This window comes from Nocardioides sp. T5, from assembly GCF_048161455.1.
In the GTDB taxonomy this organism is placed as follows: domain Bacteria; phylum Actinomycetota; class Actinomycetes; order Propionibacteriales; family Nocardioidaceae; genus Nocardioides.
Genome location: NZ_CP182415.1, coordinates 2,135,460 through 2,162,029 on the forward strand (window position 1 = coordinate 2,135,460; position 26,570 = coordinate 2,162,029).

27 protein-coding genes are annotated in these 26,570 nt (G+C 71.3%); 12 read left to right on the forward strand and 15 right to left on the reverse strand.

From position 1 onward, the window contains the following. Positions 1 to 3: 3 nt before the first annotated feature. Positions 4 to 702 carry a DNA alkylation repair protein gene (locus ACNKF0_RS10375; protein WP_416958113.1) on the forward strand — a complete coding sequence of 233 codons (699 nt, stop codon included), beginning with the start codon at positions 4 to 6 and terminating at the stop codon, positions 700 to 702. Between the two features lie 4 nt (positions 703 to 706). On the opposite strand, the gene ACNKF0_RS10380 is transcribed toward ACNKF0_RS10375, so the two are convergent. From ACNKF0_RS10380 to ACNKF0_RS10405, 6 genes are all read right to left on the reverse strand, one after another. Continuing rightward, entirely contained in the window at positions 707 to 1,450 is a 744-nt protein-coding gene (locus ACNKF0_RS10380) for a sirohydrochlorin chelatase (protein WP_299929963.1), read from the reverse strand. Positions 1,451 to 1,570: 120 nt separating this feature from the next. Then, entirely contained in the window at positions 1,571 to 2,314 is a 744-nt protein-coding gene (locus ACNKF0_RS10385; RefSeq protein WP_416958116.1) for a phosphoadenylyl-sulfate reductase, read from the reverse strand. Continuing rightward, positions 2,311 to 2,466 (reverse strand): hypothetical protein, encoded by a 156-nt coding sequence (locus ACNKF0_RS10390; protein ID WP_201936341.1) that lies wholly within the window; start codon positions 2,464 to 2,466, stop codon positions 2,311 to 2,313. The genes ACNKF0_RS10385 and ACNKF0_RS10390 overlap by 4 nt, the downstream gene beginning before the upstream one ends. Next, positions 2,466 to 4,178 (reverse strand): nitrite/sulfite reductase, encoded by a 1,713-nt coding sequence (locus tag ACNKF0_RS10395; protein ID WP_416958119.1) that lies wholly within the window; start codon positions 4,176 to 4,178, stop codon positions 2,466 to 2,468. Before ACNKF0_RS10395 ends, ACNKF0_RS10390 begins: the two co-directional genes overlap by 1 nt. Positions 4,179 to 4,476: 298 nt before the next feature. Next, positions 4,477 to 5,082, reverse strand: a complete 606-nt coding sequence (locus ACNKF0_RS10400) for a DUF5701 family protein (RefSeq protein ID WP_416958121.1) — start codon at positions 5,080 to 5,082, stop codon at positions 4,477 to 4,479. 76 nt (positions 5,083 to 5,158) lie between these two features. Continuing rightward, positions 5,159 to 7,129: an arylsulfotransferase family protein gene (locus tag ACNKF0_RS10405; protein ID WP_416958123.1), complete on the reverse strand. Its 1,971-nt coding sequence runs from the start codon at positions 7,127 to 7,129 to the stop codon at positions 5,159 to 5,161. 286 nt (positions 7,130 to 7,415) lie between these two features. Between ACNKF0_RS10405 and ACNKF0_RS10410 the strand changes: the two genes are divergently transcribed. Then, positions 7,416 to 8,852, forward strand: a complete 1,437-nt coding sequence (locus tag ACNKF0_RS10410) for a glycine hydroxymethyltransferase (protein WP_416958125.1) — start codon at positions 7,416 to 7,418, stop codon at positions 8,850 to 8,852. Here the strand turns inward: ACNKF0_RS10410 and ACNKF0_RS10415 are convergent. Both ACNKF0_RS10415 and glgA read right to left on the reverse strand, forming a co-directional pair. Continuing rightward, entirely contained in the window at positions 8,845 to 9,522 is a 678-nt protein-coding gene (locus tag ACNKF0_RS10415; protein WP_416958127.1) for a hypothetical protein, read from the reverse strand. The genes ACNKF0_RS10410 and ACNKF0_RS10415 overlap by 8 nt on opposite strands. A 188-nt stretch (positions 9,523 to 9,710) precedes the next feature. Continuing rightward, entirely contained in the window at positions 9,711 to 10,898 is a 1,188-nt protein-coding gene (gene glgA / locus ACNKF0_RS10420; RefSeq protein ID WP_416958129.1) for a glycogen synthase, read from the reverse strand. Between the two features lie 73 nt (positions 10,899 to 10,971). Between glgA and glgC the strand changes: the two genes are divergently transcribed. Next, positions 10,972 to 12,225 (forward strand): glucose-1-phosphate adenylyltransferase, encoded by a 1,254-nt coding sequence (gene glgC / locus ACNKF0_RS10425; protein ID WP_416958131.1) that lies wholly within the window; start codon positions 10,972 to 10,974, stop codon positions 12,223 to 12,225. Here glgC and ACNKF0_RS10430 read toward each other — a convergent pair. From ACNKF0_RS10430 to ACNKF0_RS10445, 4 genes are read right to left on the reverse strand one after another with little or no spacing between them, the layout of a single operon-like run. Further along, the gene (locus tag ACNKF0_RS10430) at positions 12,222 to 13,427 is read right to left on the reverse strand and encodes an RNA polymerase sigma factor (RefSeq protein ID WP_416958133.1); all 1,206 of its coding nucleotides are present in this window, start codon (positions 13,425 to 13,427) and stop codon (positions 12,222 to 12,224) included. The genes glgC and ACNKF0_RS10430 overlap by 4 nt on opposite strands. A gap of 23 nt (positions 13,428 to 13,450) precedes the next feature. Next, positions 13,451 to 13,810, reverse strand: a complete 360-nt coding sequence (locus ACNKF0_RS10435) for a YciI family protein (protein ID WP_416958135.1) — start codon at positions 13,808 to 13,810, stop codon at positions 13,451 to 13,453. Continuing rightward, entirely contained in the window at positions 13,807 to 14,169 is a 363-nt protein-coding gene (locus tag ACNKF0_RS10440) for a YciI family protein (protein ID WP_416958137.1), read from the reverse strand. The genes ACNKF0_RS10435 and ACNKF0_RS10440 overlap by 4 nt, the downstream gene beginning before the upstream one ends. Positions 14,170 to 14,181: 12 nt before the next feature. Beyond that, positions 14,182 to 14,532, reverse strand: a complete 351-nt coding sequence (locus tag ACNKF0_RS10445) for a YciI family protein (protein WP_416958139.1) — start codon at positions 14,530 to 14,532, stop codon at positions 14,182 to 14,184. Positions 14,533 to 14,662: 130 nt separating this feature from the next. On the opposite strand from ACNKF0_RS10445, the gene pgm reads away from it, so the two are divergent. Beyond that, a complete protein-coding gene (pgm, locus tag ACNKF0_RS10450) occupies positions 14,663 to 16,306 on the forward strand; it encodes a phosphoglucomutase (alpha-D-glucose-1,6-bisphosphate-dependent) (protein WP_416958141.1) in 1,644 nt (547 codons plus the stop codon). Here pgm and ACNKF0_RS10455 read toward each other — a convergent pair. The 3 genes from ACNKF0_RS10455 to ACNKF0_RS10465 all read right to left on the reverse strand — a co-directional run bounded on the left by ACNKF0_RS10455 (position 16,287) and on the right by ACNKF0_RS10465 (position 18,862). Continuing rightward, positions 16,287 to 16,646 carry a hypothetical protein gene (locus ACNKF0_RS10455; protein ID WP_416958143.1) on the reverse strand — a complete coding sequence of 120 codons (360 nt, stop codon included), beginning with the start codon at positions 16,644 to 16,646 and terminating at the stop codon, positions 16,287 to 16,289. The genes pgm and ACNKF0_RS10455 overlap by 20 nt on opposite strands. Positions 16,647 to 16,814: 168 nt before the next feature. Further along, positions 16,815 to 17,114: a hypothetical protein gene (locus ACNKF0_RS10460; protein ID WP_299929919.1), complete on the reverse strand. Its 300-nt coding sequence runs from the start codon at positions 17,112 to 17,114 to the stop codon at positions 16,815 to 16,817. Positions 17,115 to 17,209: 95 nt separating this feature from the next. After that, a complete protein-coding gene (locus ACNKF0_RS10465; protein WP_416958146.1) occupies positions 17,210 to 18,862 on the reverse strand; it encodes an acyl-CoA dehydrogenase family protein in 1,653 nt (550 codons plus the stop codon). A gap of 109 nt (positions 18,863 to 18,971) precedes the next feature. Between ACNKF0_RS10465 and ACNKF0_RS10470 the strand changes: the two genes are divergently transcribed. The 8 genes from ACNKF0_RS10470 (at position 18,972) to ACNKF0_RS10505 (ending at position 26,513) form a co-directional block, all read left to right on the forward strand. After that, a complete protein-coding gene (locus ACNKF0_RS10470) occupies positions 18,972 to 19,937 on the forward strand; it encodes a YihY/virulence factor BrkB family protein (protein WP_416958148.1) in 966 nt (321 codons plus the stop codon). A gap of 2 nt (positions 19,938 to 19,939) precedes the next feature. Then, the gene (locus ACNKF0_RS10475) at positions 19,940 to 21,031 is read left to right on the forward strand and encodes a potassium channel family protein (RefSeq protein WP_416958150.1); all 1,092 of its coding nucleotides are present in this window, start codon (positions 19,940 to 19,942) and stop codon (positions 21,029 to 21,031) included. 12 nt (positions 21,032 to 21,043) lie between these two features. Continuing rightward, the gene (locus tag ACNKF0_RS10480) at positions 21,044 to 21,667 is read left to right on the forward strand and encodes a hypothetical protein (protein WP_416958152.1); all 624 of its coding nucleotides are present in this window, start codon (positions 21,044 to 21,046) and stop codon (positions 21,665 to 21,667) included. Positions 21,668 to 22,172: 505 nt separating this feature from the next. Then, positions 22,173 to 23,729, forward strand: coding sequence for a CHAP domain-containing protein (locus ACNKF0_RS10485; protein WP_416958154.1), 1,557 nt, complete (start codon positions 22,173 to 22,175; stop codon positions 23,727 to 23,729). A 138-nt stretch (positions 23,730 to 23,867) separates the two neighbouring features. After that, complete coding sequence (locus tag ACNKF0_RS10490) at positions 23,868 to 24,086, forward strand: hypothetical protein (RefSeq protein ID WP_416958156.1); 219 nt, start codon at positions 23,868 to 23,870, stop codon at positions 24,084 to 24,086. A 48-nt stretch (positions 24,087 to 24,134) separates the two neighbouring features. Beyond that, positions 24,135 to 24,545 (forward strand): hypothetical protein, encoded by a 411-nt coding sequence (locus tag ACNKF0_RS10495; protein ID WP_416958158.1) that lies wholly within the window; start codon positions 24,135 to 24,137, stop codon positions 24,543 to 24,545. A gap of 180 nt (positions 24,546 to 24,725) precedes the next feature. Beyond that, positions 24,726 to 25,562 (forward strand): hypothetical protein, encoded by an 837-nt coding sequence (locus ACNKF0_RS10500; RefSeq protein ID WP_416958160.1) that lies wholly within the window; start codon positions 24,726 to 24,728, stop codon positions 25,560 to 25,562. Positions 25,563 to 26,147: 585 nt separating this feature from the next. Then, entirely contained in the window at positions 26,148 to 26,513 is a 366-nt protein-coding gene (locus tag ACNKF0_RS10505; protein ID WP_416958162.1) for a hypothetical protein, read from the forward strand. Positions 26,514 to 26,570: the final 57 nt, after the last annotated feature.

A 26,570-nucleotide genomic window follows, 5' to 3' on the forward strand; every position in this document is an offset into this window, starting at 1 on the left:
GCCGTGACGTACGTCGGTGCGGTGCGGGCGGCCCTCGCCGGGGTCGGCGACCCGGCGCGGGCCGCGCAGCAGCAGGCCTACATGAAGTCCGAGCTGCCCTTCGTCGGTCTTGGCTCGCCCGCGCTCAAGGCGCTGCTGCGGCCCCTGCTGGTCGAGGACCGGTTCGCCGACCGGGCGCAGTGGGAGGCGGCGGTGCTCGAGCTCTGGGAGGACGCCGAGCACCGGGAGGAGTGGTACGCCGCGATCGCGCTCGTCCGGCACCGGGCCTACCGCGCCTGGCTGGACCCCGACCTGCTGCCGCTGCTCGAGCAGCTCGTCCGCACCGGCGCGTGGTGGGACGTCGTCGACGAGATCGCCGCCCACCCGGTGGGCCAGGTGCTCCTGGACCACCGAGCCGCCGCCACGCCGGTCGTCGAGGCGTGGTCAGTGGATGCTGACAGCCTCTGGGTGCGTCGTACGGCGATGCTGGCGCAGCTACGCCACCGCGAGCAGACCGACACCGACCTGCTCGAGCGCGTGCTGGTCGCCAACCTCGACGACACGGCGTACGGCCGTGAGTTCTTCGTCCGCAAGGCGCTCGGCTGGGCGCTGCGGCAGCACGCGCGCACCGATCCGGAGTGGGTCCGCACCTTTGTGCGGACCCACAACGACCGGCTCAGCGGGCTGTCCCGACGCGAGGCGCTCAAGCACCTCGCGTCGTGAGAGGTCACACTGGGACGAGCTCGACCGCGCCCACGGCGTAGCGGGCGAGGATCGCGCGTGCGACCGCGGGGTGCGCACCCAGCGGGTCGGACACCGCCACCGCGCCTGCCTCGACGGCCAGCTCGGTCGCCCGGTCGGGCAGCCGGCCGGGAGCGAGGAAGAACGAGGCGACTGCGATGTGGCGCTTGCCCTCCGCGCGGAAGGCGCGCACGGCCTCGCCGGCGGCCGGGGGAGCGGCCGAGGCGAAGGCCGCGGTGACCGGCAGGCGGTGCCGCGCGCCCCACGTGCGGGCGATGCGGGCGACCGCCTGGTTGGCGAGCGGGTCGGACGAACCGGCAGCGGCCAGGACCAGCGCGTCGAGCTCGCGCACCCGCGCCGCCTTGAGCGCGTCGCGCAGCCGGACGTCGAGCACCTCGAGGAAGGCGGCCTCCATGCCGAGGATCCGGCTGGCCTGGATGCGTACGCCGTCGTGGCGGGCCATGGCGGCCGCGATGGCCTCCGGCACGTCGACCTTGGCGTGGTAGGCCTCGGTGAGCAGGAGCGGGACGACCACGATCTCCTCGTGACCGGCCTTGACGAGGCGGTCGACGACCGTGTCGAAGCTCGGCTTGGAGAGGTCGAGGAAGGCCGTCTCGACCTTGAGGTCGGGGCGCATCGCCTTGACCTCGGCGACGAGCGCCTTGATCGTCGCGGCCGAACGCGGGTCCCGGCTTCCGTGGGCCAGGGCAACCAGAGCAGGAGCAGCCATCAGGGGTGCCTCCGTTCGTGTGTGGTGGTGCTGTCGTGCAGGGTGGGTGCGACGACGTTGTCGCTTGTGCTGAGGAGGTCGTCCAGCGACCGTCTCGAAGTGCTGGTCAGGGGGAGTGATCTAGGCATGGATGCCGCACTCGGTCTTGTTGGTACCGGCCCAGCGGCCGCTGCGCGGGTCGTCGCCGGGAGCGACGCGTCGCGTGCACGGCCAGCAGCCGATGCTGGGGTAGCCGTCGTGCACGAGCGGGTTCACGAGCACGCCGTTGTCGACGACGTACTGCTCGACCTGCTCGTCGCTCCACCGCGCCAGCGGCGAGACCTTGACCTTGCCCTTGCGGGCGTCCCAGCCGACGACCGGCGCGATGACCCGGTTGTGCGTCTCGGCGCGCCGCAGGCCGGTGGCCCAGGCGTCGTACTCCGCCAGGGTGTCGGCGAGGGGCTTGACCTTGCGCAGGGCGCAGCAGAGGTCGGGGTCGGTCTTGTAGAGGTCCTTGCCGTACTGCTCGTCCTGCTCGGCGACGGTCAGCGAGGTGCTGACCGTTCGCAGGTTGACCGGCAGGGTCGCCTCGACGGCGTCGCGGGTGCCGATGGTCTCGACGAAGTGGTAGCCGGTGTCGAGGAAGACGACGTCGATGCCGGGCGCGACCGTCGACGCGAGGTGCGCGAGCACGGCGTCGCCCATCGAGGAGGTGATCGCGAAACGGTCGCCGAAGGTCGCGACGGCCCACTCGATGATGACCTCGGCCGGGGCCAGCTCGAGCTCGGCGCCGACGTGGGAGACGAGCTCGCGCAGCTCCTCCGGCGTACGACCCTCGGTGTGGGTGCCCTTGAAGTCGCGTGCAGCCTGCGTGGAGGCGCTCATGCGGCGCCTCCGCCCGGCCGGATCATCCCGGTCATCTTGACGGTGAAGCTGCGCAGGCACGAGCGGCACTCCCAGGCACCTGCACCCTCCTGGGGGAACAGGTTCTCGTCCCCGCAGTAGGGGCAGTGGAAGGGCTGCGCGCGCTCGGACATCAGACCGCCACCGGCTCCCCGCGCAGCAGCTTCTCGTCGGCGCGGGCCACCCAGGCGGCGAACCGCTCACCGTCGTTCCGGTCCTCGAGGTACGCGGAGACGACCGCGGTGAGGTAGTCGTCGAGGCCGGCGCTGGTGACCTTGTGGGCGCGCAGCTTGCGGCCCATGGCGGGGTTGAGCCCGAGGGCGCCGCCGAGGTGCACCTGGAAGCCCTCGACCTGGCGGCCGTCGGCGTCCATGACCAGCTGGCCCTTGAGGCCGATGTCAGCGACCTGGGTGCGCGCGCAGGCGTTGGGGCAGCCGTTGACGTTGACGGAGATGTCGGTGTCGAGGTCGGGGAACCGCTTCTCCAGCTCGGTCACCAGGCGGCGCGAGCGCTCCTTGGTGTCGACGATCGCCAGCTTGCAGAACTCGATGCCGGTGCAGGCCATCGTGGAGCGGCGCCAGTTGCTCGGCCGGGCGGTCAGCCCGATCTTCTCGAGGTCGTCGGCGAACGCCTCGGTGTCCTCGGCGGCGACCCCGATGACGACGAGCTTCTGGTACGCCGTCAGCCGGGCGCCGCGGGCGTCGTAGCGCTCGACGAGGTCGCCGAGCGCGCTGAGCGTGGTGCCGTCGATGCGACCGACGACGGGAGCGGCGCCGACGTAGAAACGGCCGTCCTTCTGCTCGTGGATGCCGATGTGGTCGCCCTGGGCGATCGGTGCCTCGGGGGAGGGGTTGTCGACGAGCGCGCGGTGGAGGTACTCGTTCTCCAGCACCTCGCGGAACTTCTCCTTGCCCCAGTCGGCCAGCAGGAACTTCAGCCGGGCCTTGGAGCGCAGGCGGCGGTAGCCGTAGTCGCGGAAGATGCCGGCGACGCCCTCCCAGGCGTCGGCGACCTCGTCGAGCGGGATCCACACGCCGAGCTTGTGGGCGAGCATCGGGTTGGTGGACAGGCCGCCACCGACCCAGAGGTCGAAGCCCGGGCCGTGCTCGGGGTGCACCGTGCCGACGAAGGCGACGTCGTTGACCTCGGGCGCGACGTCGTGGCTCGGGTGGCCGGTCAACGCGGTCTTGAACTTGCGCGGCAGGTTGGAGAACGCCGGGTTGTCGAGCGCCCGGCGCTTGATCTCGGCGAGTGCCTCGGAGCCGTCGATGATCTCGTCCTTGGCGATCCCGGCGACGGGGGAGCCGAGGAAGGGGCGCGGGCCGTCGCCGCACGCCTCGAGCGTGCTGAGCCCGACCGCCTCCAGCCGCTCCCAGATCGCCGGCACGCTCTCGATCTCGATCCAGTGGTACTGGATGTTGTTGCGGTCGGTGATGTCGGCGGTGTTGCGACCGTAGGTCGTGGACACCTCGCCCAGCGCCCGGAGGGCGGCGGCGTCGAGGATCGCGCCGTCGGTGCGCACCCGCATCATGAAGAAGCGGTCGTCGAGCTCCTCCTCCTCGAGCTGCGCGGTCTTGCCGCCGTCGAACCCGGGCGCACGCTGGGTGTAGAGGCCCATCCAGCGGAAGCGGCCACGCAGGTCGGCGGGGTCGATCGAGTCGAAGCCGCGACGCGAGTAGGTGTAGAGGATGCGGTCCCGCACGTTGAGCGGGTCGTCGTCCTTCTTGGACTGCTCGTTCTTGTTGAGCGGCTCGGTGTAGCCGAGCGCCCACTGACCCTCGGCGCGCTTGGGGCGCGGGATCTCGGTGTGCTGGGCGGCCTGGGGCGTGAACCGGAGGTCAGGCATGGTCAGGAGATTCCTGTTCGCTGAGGTGTGCCGCGCGCGACGTTGAGCGCGGAGGGGATGCAGGGGCGGCGTCAGCGATGCCAACAGGTCGCGCTACCCACGCGCATGAGGTCGACGTGACGTCGGACCACAAGGTGTGCGTGGGTGGAAGCGGAGACCATGTCAAGAAGTCTCAGGGGTTGGACACGCGTTCCACAAGACGAAATCTCGTCATGTGGGATCGGTCGCCACGATGTGAGACGGCCGTCCGCCGGTCCGCCCGCCGAACTGAGTGTGTGAGGCCCAGGTCACACCGTCGTTACGGGTGAGTACGCCGCTCGCACGACGCGATGCCGAGCCACGTGTGCCGGTTGCCCCACCAGCACCAGCCCAGCTTCGGCGCGTGCTGTCGCTCGCGGCCGTCCCGTCCGGTGCCGTTGCTGATCCACAGCGCCGGCGTGCGGGCGTCGTACGTCCCGTTGCTGCGACGCAGTCGCGACCCGGGCGTCATGAAGCACGCGTTGCGCTCGAGCACGCCGGGGTCCTGGAGCACCCAGTGCAGTCCTTCCGCCAGGGTCAGCGGCGAGCGGCCGGCAGCGACGATCTCCGGCACCGACTCCTCGGGCGTCCGGTTCGCGAAGGCGTCACCACGGTCGAGGCCCACCACCACGTGCGGCGTCGGAGGGACCTCCACGGTCGGGGCGAAGGCGTCGACGTCGGTCATGTCCTCGACGACGAAGCCCGCCTTGTCGCCGAGGCGGAGCAGGGGAGCGAGCCCGGACGCGGGTGCCGGGGTCACCAGGAGGGAGTCCGGGGGAGCGGCCGCGGCCAGCTCGTGCAGCCCGGCGGCCGGGATCCCGGCGAGGTCGTGGACACCGAGGCGGACGAGCCGCTCGGCCTGGTCGGTGAGGGAAGGGAGCGCCACGCGTCTTCAACGCACCGGGCGGCGCCGGCGTTCCCGCTCGCACCCGGCACGGCCCAGGGTGCCGGTGCGCCCCCACCTACCGTCGGACGCGGACCACCAGACGGACCCGGTCCCGGCCAGCAGGCGAGGTGGCTGTGACTGGCAGCGTGTCGCGTCGTGGTTCGGCCGAGCCACGAGCCCTCACCCGGACGGCCAGCCGGAGGCTCTCGCCGGGAGCGAGCGCGGGAGTACGCCAGCCACGAGCGTCCATGGCCCCGGTGCGCGTCCGACCGCGGTGGACGTAGGTGACCTCGACACTGCCCCGTGCCAGCGTCGACGGTGCCCGGAGGACGAATCGGCCGGTGTCGCCACCATCGTTGCGCACCCGGAGCTTGGCGCGGACGAGGCGCCCGGCGCGCACCTGCGCCCGCACGGCCTGACGCTGGGGCGCGAGCGATCCGTTGCCCACCCAGCGGGTGCCCGGCAGTCGTATCGCCAGATCGGGCGATGCGGGCAGTGGCGCGGGAGTGGTCTGCGGTGCGGTGGTCGGAGGTGCGGTGGTCGGGGGTGCGGGCGACGCCGGCGTCGCGCCCGGAGGAGCGGTGACGGTGTAGGACCGGGACGTGGTCACCGTACGACCTGCCCCGTCCTGAGCGGTGACGGACCACGTGTGCGTCCCCACGGTGCTGGTGTCGAGACGCTGGTCCTCGGGGCCGTCGCACGCTCGGAGCGTCGAGCCGCCCCGGTCGGTGCACGAGAACGAGACGGGGACGTTGGAGCCCTGGACGACGGTGACGCCGTCGCCGGGACCGTCGAGGGAGACCTCGGGGTCGATGCGGTCCGGAACCGTCACGAGCTGCGCGCGATAGCTGGTGTAGCGATCTGCCTCGCTCGCCGTGTCGACCAGCTCCCACACGGGTTCGTCATCGGCGGTCACCTCGTTGGCGAGCGTGAGGCGCGAGGGTGTCCACGAGATCAGCACGTTGCCGTTGTCGAGCCGGTAAGCCCCGCCTGCGAACCCGGAGAAGCGATCCGTCGACCCGTAGGTCCTGGCCACCGTCGCGGTGCCTGCGACCTCGTCGAGGTCCCACTCGGCGACGCGGGTGGTGGGGCGGTCGACCAATGGGCCCCAGGGGGCGTCCTGGTCGACGCAGCGCGCACCCCAGAACGAGTGACCTCCGTTGTCGAACATGAGCACGTTGCCGTTGGGCAGCACCGTCGCGGTGTGCTGGGCGCACGGGCCGTCCTCGCCGTCGGCGAACTCGAACGAGCTGTCGCGCCCGCCGAGCTTCCAGACGATGTCGCCTTCCTGGTGGCCGGGGCGGTCCTGGGTCGCGATCCGCCAGACCGAGCTGAAGTGCCGGAAGGACGCGATGACGTCGCCGTTGTCCGTCACGTCGATGGAGTTGATGTGGGCGTAGTCCGGGTTGTCCGGGTTGGTCGCGGTCGTCTCGGCGGCGTACGGGGCGGTGCTCCAGTCGAAGAGGACCTCACCGTCCGCGGACACGTGCTGGATGACCGAGTCGGTCTTCTCCGTCGCGGGATTGGGCTCATAGCCGATCAGCCACACGGAGCCGTCGTCCATGAGGAGCCCATCGTGGTTGTCCGTGTGGACCCGGCCCACGGTCTCGTGCCGGGCAACCTCGCGGAACTGGTCGTCGAGCTCGACGAGCGCGGTGCCGGTCTTGCCCTGCGTGGTGGTACGGCGGTGCACGGTGACCGCGCCCTTCGGCGACTGCTTCAGGTCCATCACCGCGCCGCCGGTGACGCGTCGGGTGTAGACTGGTACTCCCTGCCGGTCCACGATCGCCTCGAACTGCGGGCTGGACCCGCCGTCGAAGCGGTCGAGGGTCAGGCCCACGTTCCCGGGTGCGACAGTGCCGGTGACCGTGCCTGCGAGCGTGGGGAAGCCCTCCGGCAGGACGTACAGCGCATAGTGGCTGCGGCCGGAGGCGCCGTCGACGAAGACGGAGATCTCCTCACCCGACGCGAGCCCGGTGAACGTGGTGGACCCGTCGGAGTCGGGGACGCCGTTGAACCACACCTGAGCGGCGCCGGTGACGTCCACCCGCACCGAACCGCCTGGAGCCGGGTGCACGCCGTACCGGCTGGTCGCGGGACTATAAGCCGGATACATCCGGGCTCCTCCCGCGACGCCGAGCGAGGGTGTCCCAGCTGCAGTGGCGGGGAGGGGCGCCGCAGGGCCGAGGTGGAGGGTGGCGGCCGCGAGCACGGTCGTGCAGGACAGAGCCGAGAGACGAGCAAGCATGAGAAGGACTCCTTTGTCCGGAGCAGGATAGGGCCGCTGAGATCCGATGTCCGTGCAATCGCCCAGCCGCTCTAGGCTGTGGGCCATGACGGACTCCCTGATCAGCAGCGCGTACTCGCAGGCACTCGAGGTCATCGCCTCGGTCGAGCCCCGCATCGCCGAGGCCACCCGCCAGGAGCTCACCGACCAGCGGGGCTCGCTCAAGCTGATCGCCTCGGAGAACTACGCCTCGCCGGCCGTGCTGCTGACGATGGGCACGTGGTTCAGCGACAAGTACGCCGAAGGCACCGTGGGCCACCGGTTCTACGCCGGCTGCCAGAACGTCGACACCGTCGAGTCGCTCGCCGCCGAGCACGCCCGCGAGCTCTTCGGCGCGCCGTACGCCTACGTCCAGCCGCACTCCGGCATCGACGCCAACCTCGTCGCCTTCTGGTCGATCCTCGCCAACCGGATCGAGTCGCCGTACCTGGCGAAGATGCAGGCGAAGAACGTCAACGAGCTCACCGAGGCCGACTGGGAGGAGCTGCGCCACGAGTTCGGCAACCAGCGCCTGCTCGGGATGTCGCTCGACGCGGGTGGCCACCTCACCCACGGCTTCCGTCCGAACATCAGCGGCAAGATGTTCCACCAGCAGCAGTACGGCACCGACCCGGAGACCGGGCTGCTCGACTACGACGCCGTCGCGGCCAAGGCGCGCGAGTTCAAGCCGCTGGTGCTGGTCGCCGGCTACTCCGCCTACCCGCGTCGGGTGAACTTCGCCAGGATGCGCGAGATCGCGGACGAGGTCGGCGCCGTGCTGATGGTCGACATGGCCCACTTCGCCGGCCTCGTCGCGGGCAAGATGTTCACGGGCGAGGAGGACCCGGTCCCCTTCGCCCACATCACCACCACCACGACCCACAAGTCCCTGCGTGGCCCGCGCGGCGGCATGGTGCTGGCGCAGGAGGAGTTCGCCTCCGACGTCGACCGCGGCTGCCCGATGGTCCTCGGCGGCCCGCTGTCGCACGTGATGGCCGCCAAGGCCGTCGCCTTCGCCGAGGCTCGCACGAGCGAGTTCCAGGGCTACGCGCAGCGGATCGCCGACAACGCGAAGTCGCTGGCCGAGGGCTTCCTGACGCGCGGCGCGAACCTGGTCACGGGCGGCACCGACAACCACATCGTCCTGCTCGACGTCTCCTCCTACGGCCTGACCGGTCGCCAGGCCGAGTCGGCCCTGCTCGACGCCGGCGTCGTCACCAACCGCAACTCCGTCCCGGCCGACCGCAACGGCGCCTGGTACACCTCCGGCATCCGGCTCGGCACGCCCGCCCTCACCACCCGCGGCTTCGGCCACGACGAGTTCGACACCGTGGCCGAGCTCATCGTCGACGTGCTCAGCAACACCGAGGCCGGCACCACCAAGGCCGGCGGCCCCAGCAAGGCGTCGTACGTGCTGGGCGACGGAGTCGCGGACCGTGTCACGAAGCGTTCGGCGGAGATGCTGGACAAGCACCCGCTCTACCCCGGGCTCGTCCTCAGCTGACCGGGTCGCTCGCCGGCGGCCGTGCCGGGAAGCGGATGTGGGCGGGGTCGATGTTGACCTGCCAGGCGCGCCACCCCAGCCAGATCCAGGCGGCGAAGTGGCCCGCGCCGACGACCACCGCGCCGACCCCGGCCGGCCAGCCGCCGAGGGGCCAGAGCACGAAAGCCGTCACCCCGGCGGTCACGATCGTGTTGACCACGATGATGAACATCGCCGCGCTGGCCAGGACCTGGCTCGCGCTGCGCCGGGTCGCGCCCATCGTGTAGGTCTGCCCGATGCCGACGTCGTCGTCGGTCAGGCCGGTGATGAAGTAGGGCGCGAGGCTCGGGTCGATGTCGACGTACGCCGCCCGCAGCCGGTTCATCCCCTTGATGAACATGTAGTCCTCCTGGCTGGCGTTGTGGACCCGGAAGGACGTGAGCGTCCCGGCGACCAGGAGCGTCAGTCCCAGTGCGATCGCCAGCAGCCGGAAGGTGGGGGAGTAGGACATGGCCTGCCCGGCCAGCGCGAGGAACAGCAGCGTCGCCGAGGTGAACATCAGCTGCGAGGTGATCCGCCCGATCACCTCGCTCCACGTCTGGCTGCGCACCGCCAGCAGGCCCCAGTGCTCCGTCGCGAGGATCTGCGCCCGCACGGCGGGCGGCACGGGCTCGGGGCTCGGCTGGCTCATGGCGCCTCCTGGTCCACCCACGGTAGACCCGCGCGGCGCCGCCGGGCATCCCCGATCTGTCGTAGCTGGGCGGACACACGTGGTGATCTGCAGTCAGTGCGGTGCCCTTGGTCCACGTGGTGGACCACAGTCACCGCACTGTCGTCGAAGGACCCGTTCGGACGCCGAGGCTGGGTCCGATCGACCGTCTACGTCAGCGAGCGGTAGAGGTCGAGCGTGCGGGTGGCGATCGAGCCCCAGCTGAAGGACTCCTCGGCGCGGCGGCGACCGGCGACCCCGTAGGCGCGGGCACGGTCGGGGTCGCTGACCGCGTCGGTCAGCGCGGCCGCGAGGTCGGCCACGTAGCGCTCCGGGTCGAGGGGCGTACCGGTACCGTCCGTGGCCTGCTCGATCGGGACCAGCCACCCGGTCTCCCCGTGGACGACGACCTCCGGGATGCCGCCGGTGGCGGTCGCGACGACGGCGGTCTCGCAGGCCATCGCCTCGAGGTTGACGATGCCGAGCGGCTCGTAGATCGACGGGCAGGCGAAGACGGTGGCGGCAGTCAGCAGAGCGACGACGTCGGGGCGCGGCAGCATCTCGGCGATCCACACGACACCGGACCGCGTGGCCGCGAGGTCCTCGACGAGGCCGCGCACCTCGGCCTCGATCTCCGGGGTGTCGGGCGCCCCCGCGCACAGCACGAGCTGGACGTCGGGCGGCAGGGCGGCGGCGGCGCGAAGGAACAGCGGCAGCCCCTTCTGGCGGGTGATCCGGCCGACGAAGATGACGCTCGGCCGGTCGGGGTCGACACCGAGCTCACGGACCCGGTCGGGGTCCGCCACGGGCGACCACTCCGTGGTGTCGATGCCGTTGTGCACCACGTGCACCCGCGCGGGGTCGACGGACGGATAGCTGCGCAGCACGTCGTCGCGCATCGCGGCGCTGACCGCGACGATGCCCGCCGCGCCCTCGTACGCCGTGCGCTCCGCCCAGCTCGACAGGGCGTAGCCGCCGCCGAGCTGCTCGGCCTTCCAGGGCCGCATCGGCTCGAGCGAGTGCGCACTGACGACGTGCGGGATGCCGTGCATCAGCCCGGCAAGGTGGCCGGCCATGTTGGCGTACCAGGTGTGGGAGTGGACCAGGTCGGCGCCGTCGCAGTCGTCGACCATCGCGAGGTCGACGCCCAGCGTGCGGATCGCCGCGTTGGCGCCGACGAGCGATTCCGGCTCGGCGTACGCCGCGGTGCCGGGCTCGGAGCGCGGGGCCCCGAAGCAGCGCACGCGCGCGTCGACGTCGGGCTGCACGCGGAGCGCCCGGACGAGCTCGGCGACGTGCACACCGGCCCCTCCGTAGACCTCCGGTGGGTACTCCTTGCTGAGGACGTCGATGCGCATGAGGCGAACCTAGTCGCAAGACGCGGCCCTCAGGGAGGTCGACCGCGCCCCCGCGGACGGCTAGTTTCGTCGCATGCCCAACACGCCCCCGCGCAAGAAGGTGCTCGCAGTCGTCCTGGCCGGTGGTGAGGGCAAGCGCCTGATGCCGCTGACGGCCGACCGCGCCAAGCCAGCGGTGCCGTTCGGCGGGATCTACCGCCTGATCGACTTCGCGCTGTCCAACGTCGTCAACTCCGGCTACCTCAAGGTCGTCGTGCTGACGCAGTACAAGTCGCACAGCCTGGACCGCCACGTCACCACGACCTGGCGCATGTCGCAGCTGCTGGGCAACTACGTCACCCCGGTGCCGGCGCAGCAGCGCGTCGGGAAGCGGTGGTACCTCGGCAGCGCCGACGCGATCTTCCAGTCGCTCAACCTGCTCACCGACGAGCAGCCCGACATCGTCGTCGTGGTGGGCGCCGACCACGTCTACCGGATGGACTTCTCCCAGATGGTGGCCGACCACGTCGAGTCCGGCGCCGGGTGCACGGTCGCCGCGATCCGGCAGCCGATCGGCCTGGCCGACCAGTTCGGCGTGATCGACGTGGACCCCGGCAACCCGCAGAAGATCCGGGCGTTCCTCGAGAAGCCGACCGACCCGGTGGGCCTGCCCGACTCGCCCGACGAGGTGCTGGCCAGCATGGGCAACTACGTCTTCGACGCCGACGCCCTGCGCGACGCCGTCACCCGCGACGCCGAGCGCGAGCAGTCCAAGCACGACATGGGCGGCGACATCGTGCCGTGGTTCGTCGACAAGTCGGAGTCGGCCGTCTACGACTACAAGGACAACGAGGTGCCCGGCGCGACCGACCGCGACCGCGGCTACTGGCGCGACGTCGGGACGATGCGCTCCTACTACGACGCCCACCTCGACCTGGTCTCGCCGCTGCCGGTCTTCAACCTCTACAACAACGCGTGGCCGATCTACACCAGCTACGGCCCGCACCCGCCAGCGAAGCTGGTGGAGGGTGCGAGCGGGGCGAAGGTCTCGACCTTCAACTCCATCCTCTCGCCCGGCGTCGTGGTGAGCGGCGGCACCGTCAACCAGTCGGTGCTCTCGCCGGCGGTGTGGGTCAAGGACGGCGCCGAGGTGTCCGACTCGGTGCTCATGGACGGGGTCCGCATCGGCGAGGGCGCGGTCGTGCGCAACGCGATCATCGACAAGGGCGTCGTCGTCCCGCCCGGTGTGCAGATCGGTGTGGACCACGACGCCGACCGCGCGCGAGGGTTCGTCGTCGACGACGGTCTCACCGTCCTCGCGAAGCAGCAGCCGGTCCCGGAGGTCTAGAGCGCGTCGCGCCGGGAGACGAGGAACGCCTTCTCGACCTCGTTGCGGCACGCCGCGATGGCCTGGTCGTACGCCGCCCGCGCGGCGTCGATGTCTCCCGCGCGCGACAGCAGCTCGGCGCGCACTGCCGCGGGCCGGTGGCTCTCGGGCACGTCCAGCCCCTCGAGCGCGTCGAGGCCGGCGGCCGGTCCGTGCTGCTCGGCCACGGCGACGGCGCGCGCGAGTCGGGCCGACGGCGTGGGCACCACCTGCAGCAGGACGTCGTACAACCCCACGATGCGGTCCCAGCGCGTGTCCGCCGCCGACGGTGCGGTGGCGTGCTCGGCGGCGATCCGCGCCTGGAGGACGTACGACGCCGCGAGCGGGGTCAGCGGACCGGTGAGCTCGGGCCGGGCGAGCAGGCGCGTCGCCTCGGCGACCTCGTCGTGGTGCCACCGGGTGCGGTCCTGGTCGCCGAGGAGCACGAGACGCCCGTCGCCCACCCGGGCGTCGCGCCGCGAGTGCTGCAGCATCATCAGCGCCAGCAGGGCGACCAGCGCCGGCTCGTCCGGACGCAGGCCGAGCACGACGCGCACCAACCGGATGGCTTCCCCGGCCTGGTCGGCGCGCAGCAGGTCGGGGCCCGTGCCGGGGGCGTAGCCCGCGGTGAAGGCGAGGTAGGCGGTCTGCGCCACCGTCTCGAGCCGTTCGGGAAGCACGCCGGCGTCAGGCACGGTGAAGGGGATGCCGGCTCCGACGATGCGCTTCTTGGCGCGGGTGATCCGGGCGGCCATCGTCGGCTCGGGGACCAGGAAGAGCCGGGCGATGTCGGCCGTCGGCACGCCGAGCACCAGGCGCAGCGACAGGGCGCTGGCCGATTCCGGCGCGAGGGCCGGGTGGGCGCACATGAGCACCAGTCGCAGCACGTCGTCCTCGACGAGACTGCCGCTGTCGACCATCGTGCGCGCGCCCTCCTGTCGGTGCTCGGCGTCGGTGAGGAGCAGGGGCAGCTTGCGCTGGGCGACGCCCTCGGTGCGGAGCCGGTCGAGCACCCGCCGCTTGGCGGCGGCCATCAGCCAACCGGCCGGGTTGTCAGGGGTGCCGTCCACGGGCCACGTCCGGCTGGCGGCCTCGACCGCGTCGCCCAGCGCGTCCTCGACGAGGTCGAGGCGACGGAACTGCGACAGGAGCAGGGCCACCAGGCGGCCCCACTCCTGTCGCACGACCTCCTCGAGGGCTGGATCTCTCAGAGCGTCACATCCACGGTCGGGTGGATCTGGATGTCGTACGGCGGCAGCACCCGCAGGAGCTCCACGACGACGTCGAGGTCGGGCGCCTCGAGCAGGTAGAACCCGCCCATGCCCTCGATGACCTCGGCGTAGGGCCCGTCGGTCAGCGCGACCCGGCCCTCGCTCGACGTACGCATCACCGTGGCGTCGCCCGGTCCGCTCAACGCCTCGCCGGCCAGCAGCTCGACGCCCTCGCGCTCGCGGCAGGCCGCGTCGAACGCCCCGAACTTCGCCATCGCCGCCATCTGCTCCGTCTCCGTCTGCTCGGGCCACGGCTTCTCCGCGCCGTCGCCGATCAACAGGACCAGGTACTTCATGACGGCCTCGTCTCGGGAACGACCGTCGGGACGACCTGCACCGCGTCGCCAAGTGCCGCGATGATCCGGCAGCACTCGAGCAGGTCGTCGAGGTCCTCGGTCTCGATGTGGAAGTAGCCGCCCACCTGCTCGGTGGCCTCCGTGAAGGGCCCGTCGGTCACGGTCGCGCCGCCGGGCTGGACGGTGCGGACCGTGGTGCTGGGCTGGAGCTCGGCGCCGCTGACGATGCGGTGGCCGCGCTCGCCGAGCTGCTGGGCGAAGCGGCCGTACTCGGCGTAGCCGTCCTTGCGCTCCTGATCGGTCATGGTGGTCCACCAGCGATCGCCGTCGCCGACGATGAGCACGACGTACTCGGTCATCTCAGATCTCCTTCATTCCGCCAGTCGGCGGAACTCGAGGTGCTCACCGCGCGAGGCGAACCGCTCGCACGCGGCCCGCAGCGCCGCACCGTCCTCCGAGTCGACGAGGTAGAAGCCGACCACCTGCTCGGCGGTCTCGCTGAACGGGCCGTCAGTGACCAGCGCCCCACCGGACCCGTCGGGCCGCATGGACGTGGCCTGTGCGGAGGGCTCGAGCGGGCTGACGGTGACGAGGGTGTGCCCCTCGTCCGCCAGGTCGCGCTGGAACTGCTGGTGGGAGCGGTGTCCCTTCTCGTGCTCCTCGGGCGGCAGATCGGCCCAGTCGGCCTCGGGTGCGGGCAGCAGGATCAGGTAGCGGCTCATCGCCGGTGGCTCCTTCAGGTCGCGGGCCGCGGGACTGCGGCCTCACCACTCTGACGGATCAGCGCGACACGGATCGACAGCGCCGGGCAGGTTTCTCGACGCGAGTTGTCCGACCCGCCAAGATGGGCCCATGGCCACCCACGAGAGAGCCGGACAGCCCGCCCGCACCGAGGACCTGGTGGACGTCTCCCACCTCGTGACGGCCTACTTCGACCTGGAGCCCGACCCCGACGACGTGTCGCAGCAGGTCGCCTTCGGCACCAGCGGCCACCGCGGCACCTCGCTCACCACCTCCTTCAACGAGGTCCACATCGCCGCGACCACGCAGGCGATCTGCGACTACCGCCGGGAGCAGGGCTACGACGGCCCGCTCTTCATCGGCCGCGACACCCACGCGCTGTCCGAGCCGGCGTGGGCGACCGCGCTGGAGGTGCTCGTCGCCAACGACGTCACCGTGCTGGTCGACGACCGGGACGGCTTCACCCCGACCCCGGCCGTGAGCCACGCGATCCTGCGCGCCAACCAGGGACGTACGACGGGCGCGGGACTCGCCGACGGGATCGTGGTGACCCCGTCGCACAACCCGCCGCAGGACGGCGGCTTCAAGTACAACCCGCCCCACGGCGGCCCCGCCGACTCCGACGCCACCAGCGTCATCGCGGCCCGGGCCAACGAGCTCATCCGCGGCAACATCGCCGGCGTGCGACGGGTCTCCTTCGCGAAGGCGCGGGCCGCGGTGGGGTCCTACGACTTCCTCGGCACCTACGTCGACGACCTGCCGTCGGTGCTCGACCTCGACGCGGTGCGCGACGCCGGCGTGCGGATCGGCGCCGACCCGCTGGGCGGCGCGAGCGTGGCCTACTGGGGCGAGATCGCCGAGCGGCACCGGCTCGACCTGTCCGTGGTCAACCCGTTGGTCGACCCGACCTGGCGGTTCATGACCCTCGACTGGGACGGCAAGATCCGGATGGACTGCTCCTCGCCGCACGCCATGGCGTCACTGGTGGGTCGCAAGGACGAGTACGACGTCGCGACCGGGAACGACGCCGACGCCGACCGGCACGGCATCGTCACGCCCGACGCCGGCCTGATGAACCCCAACCACTTCCTCGCGGTCGCGATCGCCCACCTCTTCGGCGGCGCCCGACCGGGCTGGCCCGACACCGCACGGATCGGCAAGACGCTGGTGTCGAGCTCGATGATCGACCGCGTGGCCGAGTCGATCGGCAAGCCGCTGGTGGAGGTGCCGGTCGGCTTCAAGTGGTTCGTGCCGGGCCTGATGGACGGGTCCTTCGGGTTCGGCGGCGAGGAGTCGGCCGGTGCGTCGTTCCTGCGTCGCGACGGCTCCACCTGGACCACCGACAAGGACGGCCTCCTGCTCGCCCTGCTCGCGAGCGAGATCCTGGGCGCCACGGGCAAGACGCCCAGCCAGCACTACGCCGAGCTCGTCGCCCGGCACGGCGACCCGGCGTACGCCCGCATCGACGCTCCGGCCAGCCGCGAGGAGAAGGCCAAGCTCGGCGCGCTCTCGCCCGACGACGTCTCGGCCACGACGCTGGCGGGGGAGGAGATCACCGGCAAGCTCACCGAGGCGCCCGGCAACGGCGCGAAGATCGGCGGGCTCAAGGTGACGACCGAGTCGGCGTGGTTCGCCGCGCGGCCCAGTGGCACCGAGGACGTCTACAAGATCTACGCGGAGTCCTTCCGCGGCAACGAGCACCTCGCCCAGGTGCAGGAGGAGGCACGGGAGGTCGTCAGTACTGCTCTGCGGTGAGGCCCTGCAGCATGCGGATGGGGTGCTCACCCCGCGCGGGGCGCGGCACCGTCACCGGGCCCGCCTCGATCGGCCCGCGTTCGGTGCCGCCGTGCGAACGGACGTCGGCGCCGTCGGCGTGCTCGATCCGGGTGCGGTCGAACCGCACCGCCGTGACGGCGTCGAGCCGGACCAGGACCTGCCCGTCGCCGTCGTCGAGCACCGCGCCGAGGCCGTCGCAGCCGATCACGCGTCCCTGCAGCCAGCTGCCCGCGACCAGGACGCTGACCTCGGCGCCCGTGTCCTCGGCCCGCCGGAGCAGCGTCCCCACGCTGAGCATCGTGCTCGAGAGCTTCGTCATCCCCCACCTCCCCACCAGGCATCCCCACGCGATGTGGGTGCGGCGAACCTAGGCCGCGGGTCGCTCGCCCGACCGGTGGTGGGACGAGCGTGGCCGAGGACTTCGACGAACCTGCGACGAGCGTGCAGGACAGGCCGTCGGGTGGTGTGGACCAGTCAGCCCGACCGGTCAGCCGCCGACCGGGCCTGCCTCGATCGGGTCGCGCCGCCGACGTCCGTGGGACCGCGCCGCCCGGTCGTCCGGCTCGTCGATGTCGGCCCGCGAGAAGCTCACCGCGACGATGGCGTCGAGGCGGACCAGCACCTGCTGGGCGTTGCCGTCGTCGAGGACCACCCCGAGGCCGTCGGCGCCCACGATCCGGCCGTCGAGCCAGGTGCCCTGCACCAGCAGGCGTACGGGCGCGCCGGCGTCCTGTGCGTGCCGCAGCAGGGTGCCGACGGTGAACAAGGTGCTGCCCTTGCCTGACATCACGACTCCTCTCGATCCGGCCACGCTATGTCGTGCGGGGCCGTGCGGGTGGCCGATCGGTCAGGCGAGTCCTGACGAGCTCGTGCGCGACGCGGTCAGGGCTGTGGCGTGGCCCGGTCCACGATCTCGCGCAGCGACCCGCTGTCGAGCATGCCGAAGGTGCCGCCGTACGACGTCCCGAACCGGCTGCCGCAGAAGGCGTCGGCCACCTCGGGCGGTGCGAACCGCACGAGCAGCGAGCCCTGCAGGCAGGCGGCCATCCGGCCCGCGAGCCGCCGCGCACCGGCCTCGAGCCCGGCCCCCTCGCCGAGGAGCGCGAGGGTGTCGTCGACGGCCCGGTCGAGGCGGCTGTCCGCCCCGCGGGCGGCGCCGACCTCGGTGATCCAGGCCTGGAGCACCTCGGGCTCGCGACCCAGCGCGCGGAGCACGTCGAGCGCGTTGACGTTGCCCGACCCCTCCCAGATCGAGTTCAGCGGAGACTCGCGGAACATCAGCGGCAGCCCGGAGTCCTCGACGTAGCCGTTGCCGCCGAGGCACTCCAGCGCCTCGGCGACCATCGCGGGCGTGCGCTTGCACACCCAGAACTTCGCGAGCGGCAGGGCGATCCGGCGCAGCGCCACCTCGTGCGGGTCGCCCGGGCGGTCGACGGCCGCCGCGAGCCGCATCGCCAGCGCGGTGGCGGCCTCGGACTCGACGGCCAGGTCGGCGACCACGTTCTGCATGAGCGGCTTGTCGACGAGCAGGCCGCCGAAGGCCGAGCGGTGCGCGACGTGCCACGCCGCCTCGGCGAGCGCGTGTCGCATCAGGGCGGCCGACCCGAGGACGCAGTCGAGGCGGGTGGCGGCGACCATCTCGATGATCGTCCGCACACCGCGGCCCTCGTCACCGAGCCGCTGGGCGAGCGTGCCGTTGAGCTCGAGCTCGCTCGAGGCGTTGGACCGGTTGCCGAGCTTGTCCTTGAGCCGCACCACGTCGATCCGGTTGCGCGAGCCGTCCTCGAGCACCCGCGGGACGACGAAGCAGGTCATCCCGCCGTCGGCCTGCGCGAGCACCAGGAACACGTCGTTCATCGGCGCGGAGGTGAACCACTTGTGCCCGTCGAGGCGGTACCACCCGTCCTCCGACGTCGGCGTCGCGCGGGTCTGGTTGGCGCGCACGTCGGAGCCGCCCTGCTTCTCGGTCATCCCCATGCCGGCCAGCGCGCCGGTCTTGGTGGAACGGCCGCGGACGCCGGGGTCGTACGAGCGTGCCGCGAGCAGCGGCGTCCACTGCCGGGCGATGGCCTCGTCGGCGCGCAGCGCGGGCACGGCGGCGTACGTCATCGAGATCGGGCACCCGTGCCCCGGCTCGGTCTGCGACCACGCGAGGAAGCCGGCGGCGCGACGCAGGTGGGCGTGCGGGTCGCCCGCCTCCTGCTGCTCCCACGGCGCTGCCTGCAGCCCGTGGCCGACCGCCCGCTCCATCAGCCAGTGCCACGAGGGGTGGAACCCGACCTCGTCGACGCGGTTGCCCCAGCGGTCGTACGCCGTCAGCTCGGGGTGGTGGCGGTTGGCCAGCATCCCGTGCTCGCGCGCCTCCGCCGTGCCCGCCTCGGCACCGAGCGGGACGAGCTCGTCGACCAACGCCGCCGACCCGTGGCGGGTCAGCGCCTCGATGAGGGCGAGGTCAGAGGTGACGACGTTGTGCCCGACGAGGGCGGGCGCCTGGTTGGTGGCGGTGCGGGCGTCGAAGGTGGTGCTGTCGTCCATGGGCCCACCGTAGGGCGCGCGCCGAGGCCGCGTGACGAGGGCCACGTCGTCGGTTGAACCGCCGCGCGGGTCCGGTCCATCGGCACGCCGCCTCGATAGCGTGGTCGGCATGGTCGAGGCGCGCGAGGACACCCCTGCCCCGCGCCGCGCGGAGGTGGTGCTGCGTCGGTGGCGTGAGCACCTGTGGCGCATCATCGTCACGACCGTCGGCTCCTGCCTGCGCCACCGCGTCACCGGGCTCGCCGCCGAGGCGGCGTTCTTCGCGGTGCTGTCGGTCCCGCCCCTGATCTTCGCCCTCGCCGGCGCCGTGGGCTTCGTCAGCGAGCGGTTCACCGCGACCCAGGTCGAGGACGTGAGCAACGCCGTCCTCGAGGTCTCGCGCCAGGCGCTGACCGACCGGGCCGTGGACCGCATCATCGCCCCGACCCTCCAGGAGGTGCTCGACGGTGGTCGCTACGACGTCATCTCGATCGGCTTCGTCCTCGCCCTCTGGTCGGGCTCGCGCGCGCTCAACGTCTTCGTCGACACCATCACGATCATGCACGGGCTCGGCGGGCACCGGGGGATCGTCGCCACCCGGGCGCTGTCCTTCGTGCTCTACGTCCTGGCGATGGTGACCGGTGCGGTGAGCATCCCGCTCGTCGTCGCCGGACCGAGCCTGGTCGACCGGGTCCTGCCGGAGCGGCTCGACTTCGTCAACAGCCTCTACTGGCCGGTCGTGCTCGTGGTGTGCATCTGCTTCCTCGCCACGCTCTACCACGTGTCCGTCCCGGTGCGGACCAACTGGAGCTTCAACCTGCCGGGCGCCGTCTTCGCCCTCTTCTGCTGGATCGCCGGGTCGTACACCCTGCGGTGGGTGCTGACGGTGACGGCTGCCGAGTCGCGCTCGATCTACGGCCCGCTGGCAGCGCCCATCGCCGTGCTGCTGTGGCTCTACCTGCTCGCGCTCGCAGTGCTCATCGGCGCAGCGGTCAACGCCGCCTTCGACACCGTGTTCCCGCAGAAGAGCACGACCCGCGCGCGGCTGGAGCTGGTGCAGCGCCTGCGCGAGCGGATCAGCGTGCGAGACTCCTGACCGTGCGTGCCGACAGCGTCCACCCCAGCGTGGGACGGGTCTCCCTTCCCGAGCAGGACAGGTCCCCGTGGTGGGAGCTCGGCCGGCGCCTGCTGGCCGCCCTTGCGATCCTCGTCGGCACGGTCCTGATCGTCTACTTCGACCGGGACGGCTACACGGACGGCAACGATCCCACCGACACCATCAGCTGGATCGACTCGATCTACTACACGACCGTCACGCTCAGCACGACCGGCTACGGCGACATCGCCCCGGTGTCGGACCAGGCCCGCCTGGTCAACGCGTTCATCATCACGCCGGCCCGCATCGCCTTCCTCGTCCTGCTGATCGGCACCACCCTCGAGGTCCTTGCCTCGCAGGGACGAGAGATGTTCCGGGTCGCCCGGTGGAGGAAGAGGAAGATGGACCAGCACGTCGTCGTGATCGGCTACGGCACCAAGGGCCGCAGCGCCATCGAGACCCTGCTCAACAACGGCTACGAGCGTGAGTCGATCGTCGTGGTCGACCCCGAGCCGGCGGCGATGGACGAGGCCAACCGCGACCAGCTCGTCGGCATCGCGGGTGACGCCACCCGACGCGGCGTGCTGCGCCAGGCGGGGGTGGAGAAGGCCACCCACGTCATCATCACGACGGACCGCGACGACTCCAACGTGCTCGTCACGCTGACCGTCCGGCAGGTCAACCCCGACGCCTGGATCGTGGCCTCGGTCCGCGAGCACGAGAACGTGCCGCTGATGAGGCAGTCGGGAGCCAACTCGGTGATCACCTCCTCCGACGCCGTCGGCCGGCTCCTCGGGCTGTCGTCGATGTCGCCGATGCTGGGCTCGGTCATGGAGGACCTGATGACCTACGGCGAGGGCCTCGAGGTCGCCGAGCGCGACCTGCTGGTCGCCGAGGTCGGCAAGCAGCCCCAGCGGCTGCCCGACCAGGTCATCGCCGTCGTGCGCGACGAGAAGGTCTACCGCTACTTCGACCCCGTGGTCTCGCTGCTCGCCCGCGGCGACCGGCTCATCGTCATCCGCCCGGCCAAGGAGCTCCCGTGGGCGCCGCGTCCCGGCACCCACGGCGAGGAGCTGGCCGACGAGGACGACTGAGGGCCAGCCGTCGTGATCGCCTCGCACCGTCACCGGTTCGTCTTCGTCAAGACCCGCAAGACCGCCGGCACCAGCCTCGAGATTGCGCTCTCGCGCCACTGCGGGCCGACCGACATCGTCACCCGGATCAGTCCCGAGGACGAGGAGCTGCGCGCCGCCGCCGGGGGAGTCGGGCCCCAGAACGACGACACCGAGCCCAGCTCGTACGCCCACATGGGGGCGCGCCGCGTCATCGAGGTGATCGGCCGCGAGACCTGGGACGCCTACTTCACCTTCGCGGTGGAGCGGAACCCGTTCGACGTGGTGGCCTCGTCCTACCGCTACAGCGCGCGCAAGCCGACCTTCACCAAGTCCTTCGCCGAGTTCGTCCGGACCCCCCGGCGGATGGAGCGCCTGGCCCTCAACGAGCGGCTCTACCGCCTCGACGGCCGGGTGGTCGTGGACCGGGTCTACCGCTACGAGGAGCTGCCGGCCGCGGTCGCGGACGTCTCCGCCCGTCTCGGCATCGCCCTCGACCTGCCGCACGCCAAGCAGGGGAGCGGGCCGCACTACCGCGAGCTCTACGGCCCCGGTGACGCCGACATCGTGGCGCAGCGCTTCGCGCGGACCATCCGGGAGTTCGGCTACGAGTTCTAGCCCGCCGCCGGTCGCAGAGTCCCCGCTCGAGCGGGGAGTCCGACTCCTGGAGGCCGTTGCAACGGCCTCCAAGAGTCAGAAGAGGCCAACAAGTCCGCTCGCTGCCGTCGGCTCGACCCCCGAGCGGCCCTGCCGGCCGTGCGTCACAGCGCGGGCCGGCAGGGCCTCGACCGAGAGCCCCACGCAACTCGATCTGATCGGGAGGTGCTCGTCCGGGCCTGCTTGATACATCCGCTCACCCCTGGGGCGGGACGACGCGTGCAGACACCGGCCGGACGGACCCGCGGCCACCGCCTGTGTGAGAATTACATGGTTGATCTTCGTTCATCGGCGTGGCGCACTTGACTTCTGACTCATACGATCGCTCCTTGTGCACCAACAGTCACAAGAGCCTCACTCGTCACAGCGGCCTCCCGCTCCCACGTCGGCCCTCCGGGACGTCGTGCATCGAGCCGTCCGCACGGCGCAGTTGTTCGCCGGAGTGCTCGCGCTGCTCCTGTTGGTCATGCCGACCACGGCCGGTCGGATCAGCCTCGCGTCCTCGACCTACCTGTGCTCCGGCTACCAGGGCTGCGAGGCCGCCGGGTACGGGAATGCCGGCTACCGGCAGGTCTCCTCGACGATGTACTGGCGGATGTACGCCGGGCACAACTGCACCAACTACGTGGCGTACCGGCTCATCCAGTCCGGCATGCCCGACGTCCGCCCGTGGACCGGCAGCGGCAACGCGTCCAACTGGGGCGTGGCGATGGCAGGCATCACCGACCAGGTCCCGACGGTGGGCTCGGTCGCCTGGTACAAGCCCCACGTGACGCCGGCCGGTTCGGCGGGCCACGTCGCCTACGTCGAGCAGGTCATCTCCGACACCGAGATCATCGTCTCCGAGGACTACTGGGGCGGCGACTTCTACTGGCGGCGCATCACCAAGTCGGGTGGCGGCTGGCCGAGCGGGTTCATCCACTTCAACGACCGCGTGGTCCAGCCCACGTCACCCCCGACCATCGCCGGCACGCCGATGGTCGGCGCACCGCTCGAGGTGGCGGTCGGCGGGTGGACCCCCGCGCCGACGAGCGTCACCGTCCAGTGGCTCGCCGACGGCGCCGCCATCCCGGGCGCCACCACGGCCGGCTACGTGCCCACGCCCGACGTCAAGGGCAAGACCCTGACCGCCCAGGTGACCGCGCAGCTGGACGGGTACACCCCGGGCGCCGCGGCTCCCGCCACCGCGCCCGTCGCCCCGGGCACCTTCCAGCCCACCCAGGCGCCGACCATCCAGGGTGCGCCGGAGGTCGGCACGACCCTCACGCTCACCCCGCCGTCGTGGGCGCCGCAACCCACCAAGGCGAAGACGCAGTGGTACGCCGACGGGAACGCCCTCGACGGCGCCACCGGTGCGACGCTGACCCTCACCCGTGACCAGATCGGCAAGCAGATCAGCGCCCGCGTCATCGCGAGCGCCAAGGGCTACAAGAAGTCGAGGTCGACCGCGTCGGCCACCGCGCCTGTCCTCGCCAAGGCCGTCGCGCTCCGCAGCCCGTCCCGGGTCAAGGGAGCGCCGCAGGTGGGGAGCCGCCTCGTCGTGAAGCCAGGACGGCTCCGTCCCAGCAACGCGTCGACCACCTACCAGTGGCTCCGGGACGGTCGACGCATCGCCAAGGCCACCCACCGGGCCTACACCGTCCGTCGCGGGGACGTCGGTCGCGGCCTGACTGTCGAGGTCACCCACGACCGGCGGAACTTCCGCGCCACCACGGAGACGCTGACCGTGGCGTCCCCCGTCACGACCACGCCGAAGGTGCGGGTGCGCACCGAGGCCAAGCGGGGACGGGTGGCCGTCGACATCCGCGTCAAGGCCCTGGGCGCGCCCAAGCCCGCAGGCGCGATCACCGTCGCCGTCGGACGACGGACGATGGAGGGCCAGGTCGTCGACGGGCGGGCGCGCCTCGTCGTGCGCGACGTCAAGCCCGGAAACAGGCCCGTGGTCGTGCGCTACGCCGGCACCGACGTCGTGCAGGCGGCCGTCGCGCGTACGACGGTCACGGTGCCTCGCACGAAGTCGTGACGACGCCTCGCTCTCACCCCCGGAGGGTGAGGGCGGGGCGGCGCGAAGGCGCGCATCGTGGTGGGCGGACCACCGTCGACCTCGCGGTCGACCTCGCTGCGTGGTCCCCGTGCACCGCACGCCGAGGAGAGGCGGACCATGACAGGGATCGTCGGTTCTCCGCACAGCGCTGTCCGACGGGTCGTCGACGTCGTCAGTGACGGCACCGGGCGTTCGCAGGACGAGGTGGTCGTCATGGCGACCATCGGCGCGGCCGTGCTGGCGGCCGTGGCCGTGTGGCGAGGCATCGCCTGGGCCGTGCAGGCGGCGACGGACCAGGACCCGTGGCCCGCGCCGCCGGCGCGGAACAGCCGGTAGGCGCCGCCGTCGCGATGGCGCGAGACGATCGGACGAGAGGTGCAGCGGATGAAGGTGCGAGCGGGAGCTGTGGTCCGCGGGACCGGGGTGGCGCTCGCGTGTCTCGCGCCCGACGCCTCCAAGCGCTCGCCCATCCTCCTCGCCGGTTTTGCGGGCGGCTGGTTCCTGGGCAGGCCCGGCCTCCAGCGCTTCACCGTGGTCCCTGATGCGGAAGAGCCCTGGAAGCGCACGACAGTGCCCTTCGCCACCTCGGTCGCGACGTGGTCGACCGTGATGCTGGGGGCGATGACGGCGCTGCGGAGGACGAGGCTGCCGGTGCCGGTCGCTGCGATCGTGCTCGGAGGCGGCCTCGTCGTGGTCGACTCCCTGCTTGCCGACCTGGCGGAGGCTCGTGACGCACGGCCGGAGGGCCCTCCGGGGGAGACTTCCCAGCACTATGAAAATGAGATCAGCCCCTGATCCTGCTGTTCTCGCAGGTCAGAGGCTGTTCTCCGTGTGGTGGGCGATACTGGGTTTGAACCAGTACGACCCCGTGCATCTGACCAATAGGAACAAATCACTCACAGAATCGGTGGCGCCTGACCTCCTGCGCGGCGTGGTGCAGTGTCGCGGGGCTGGGGTCGCAGTTGGATCGAGGTCGTGACGACGGAGCGCGACGCGATCGAGAAGGTCAGGACCACTTTCGCCATGCTGGACGAGCACCGGGCGCGGTGGGGCGATGTGACGCAATCGGTCCCCGAACCCGGCAGCGCGCTCGACCTCGATGACCGAACGTGGCCGAGCCTGCCCCTGTCACAGATGGGGTGGCAAGGAATGGTGTGCGCCTGGGATCACTTCGACCTCGCGCGCTTCACGATCGACCACGAGCGTGGGTTCCCAACCGCCGTCTACTCGGTCCTTCGCGGCGCGCTTCTCGCCTCGAGCCAGGCGCTCTGGGCGTTAGGGCCCGACGACTCGGCTACGCGGGTCGAACGCGGACTCATCCTCGCCCAGGAGTGGTACCGGCGCCGGATTCAATGGCAAGAGTCCCTCACGACGACCGCGCGTCAGGGCGCGCTGTACGTCGCGACCGACGTTATGGCTCCTGAGGACGTCGGGCGGTCCGTGCTGCAGCTCAAGGAACTCGAAAAGGATCTAGCGTCTGTCGAAGAGCTGCGAAGCACGCGCGAGCAGATGGAGGCCACTCGATGCGTCAAGATCGCGGCCGAGTTCGCAGCCGTCCGTACCGGAGCCAGTGCCTTGACGTCCTCCGCGCCTCGTGAATGGCAGCGACTCGGCGGCGACGCGCATGGACTCGGCTGGCCCCTGATGATGCAAACCACGACCTGGGGTGAGCGCGGCGCCGACGGACTCACCGCCGCCACGGTGACGGTCGACCTCGTTACGCTCGCCAACAGCTACTTATGCGCGTGGCTCGTCTACACGGCCGCAGTTGGGCGCTTCAACGAGATCCGCGCCGGCGCCACGACTGGATAGCCTGCCCGTGGGGCTGAGTGGGTGACGCAACGGGAGGCAGCGGTTCTACTCGGCGTCCACGTCAGCCTTGTACCCAAGATGGTTCGCCGGGGTGACCTGACGCCCCGGCCGGGGAAGCCATCGCTCGCGCGGGACCAGGTCGTCGAGCTTGCGGCCGCACGGGCGGCCGCCGCGGCCGAGAGGGATCGCCGGCGTACGACCCCCCACCGCGGGCCGCGTCCGCCAGACGACCAACACGAGTGGATGCTGGCGCCAGCTGCAACGGCGGTGCTGGGCTGCTCGCAGGGCGCGTTGCAGATGGTACGAACCGGGGTCAGGTGCCCGACCCGCTGCATGGCAGGCGGCGCTGATACCGCCTCGACCTGCTGGAGTTGCTCTTACATGCCCGAGCAGCACAGAGCACGCTGAAAGCGTGAGCCAGCCGCAGACGAATCGGGAGGGCTGCGAGGACTGGCGTCTGTTGCAGGAAGTGCTCGAGGAGCGAGACCGCGAATGGTGGGCCGAAACAGAGCCTGACAGCGACGACTAGCCGGGAATCGTGAATACCGCCCAGAGCAGGTTGCCGTCTGACTAGTGTGCGGGCTCGTGAGCGACGAAGACGTGGCGACGCTGGTCCAGCGCAAGCTAGACGAATCTCGAGCGAGAGCCGAAGAGATGCGCCTCTCGGCGGAAGATTCAATCAGCCGCGCAGAAGGCTCTCACCCCGAGACCCTCGCCCAACTCGCCACTGACGCTCGAGAAGCATGGGAATCAGGGCAGAACCACTACCTGCCGCTCATCTCGGCTTACGCCCGCGCCGTGGATGACGGAATAATCCGCTCGCGCGGTGCCGAGAAGGCTCTTGACGTCATTGCCGCGCAGGGCTGGCAGTTGCACACGTGGACCTGGGGCGAAGCGGGTCCCATGGGGATCCTTGCCGCTCGTCCGCTGTTCGTGAGACCACGCACCTAGACGGGCGACAACTTCCGCTGCTCGACCCACATCTCACGATGCCGCAACCGCACGCCC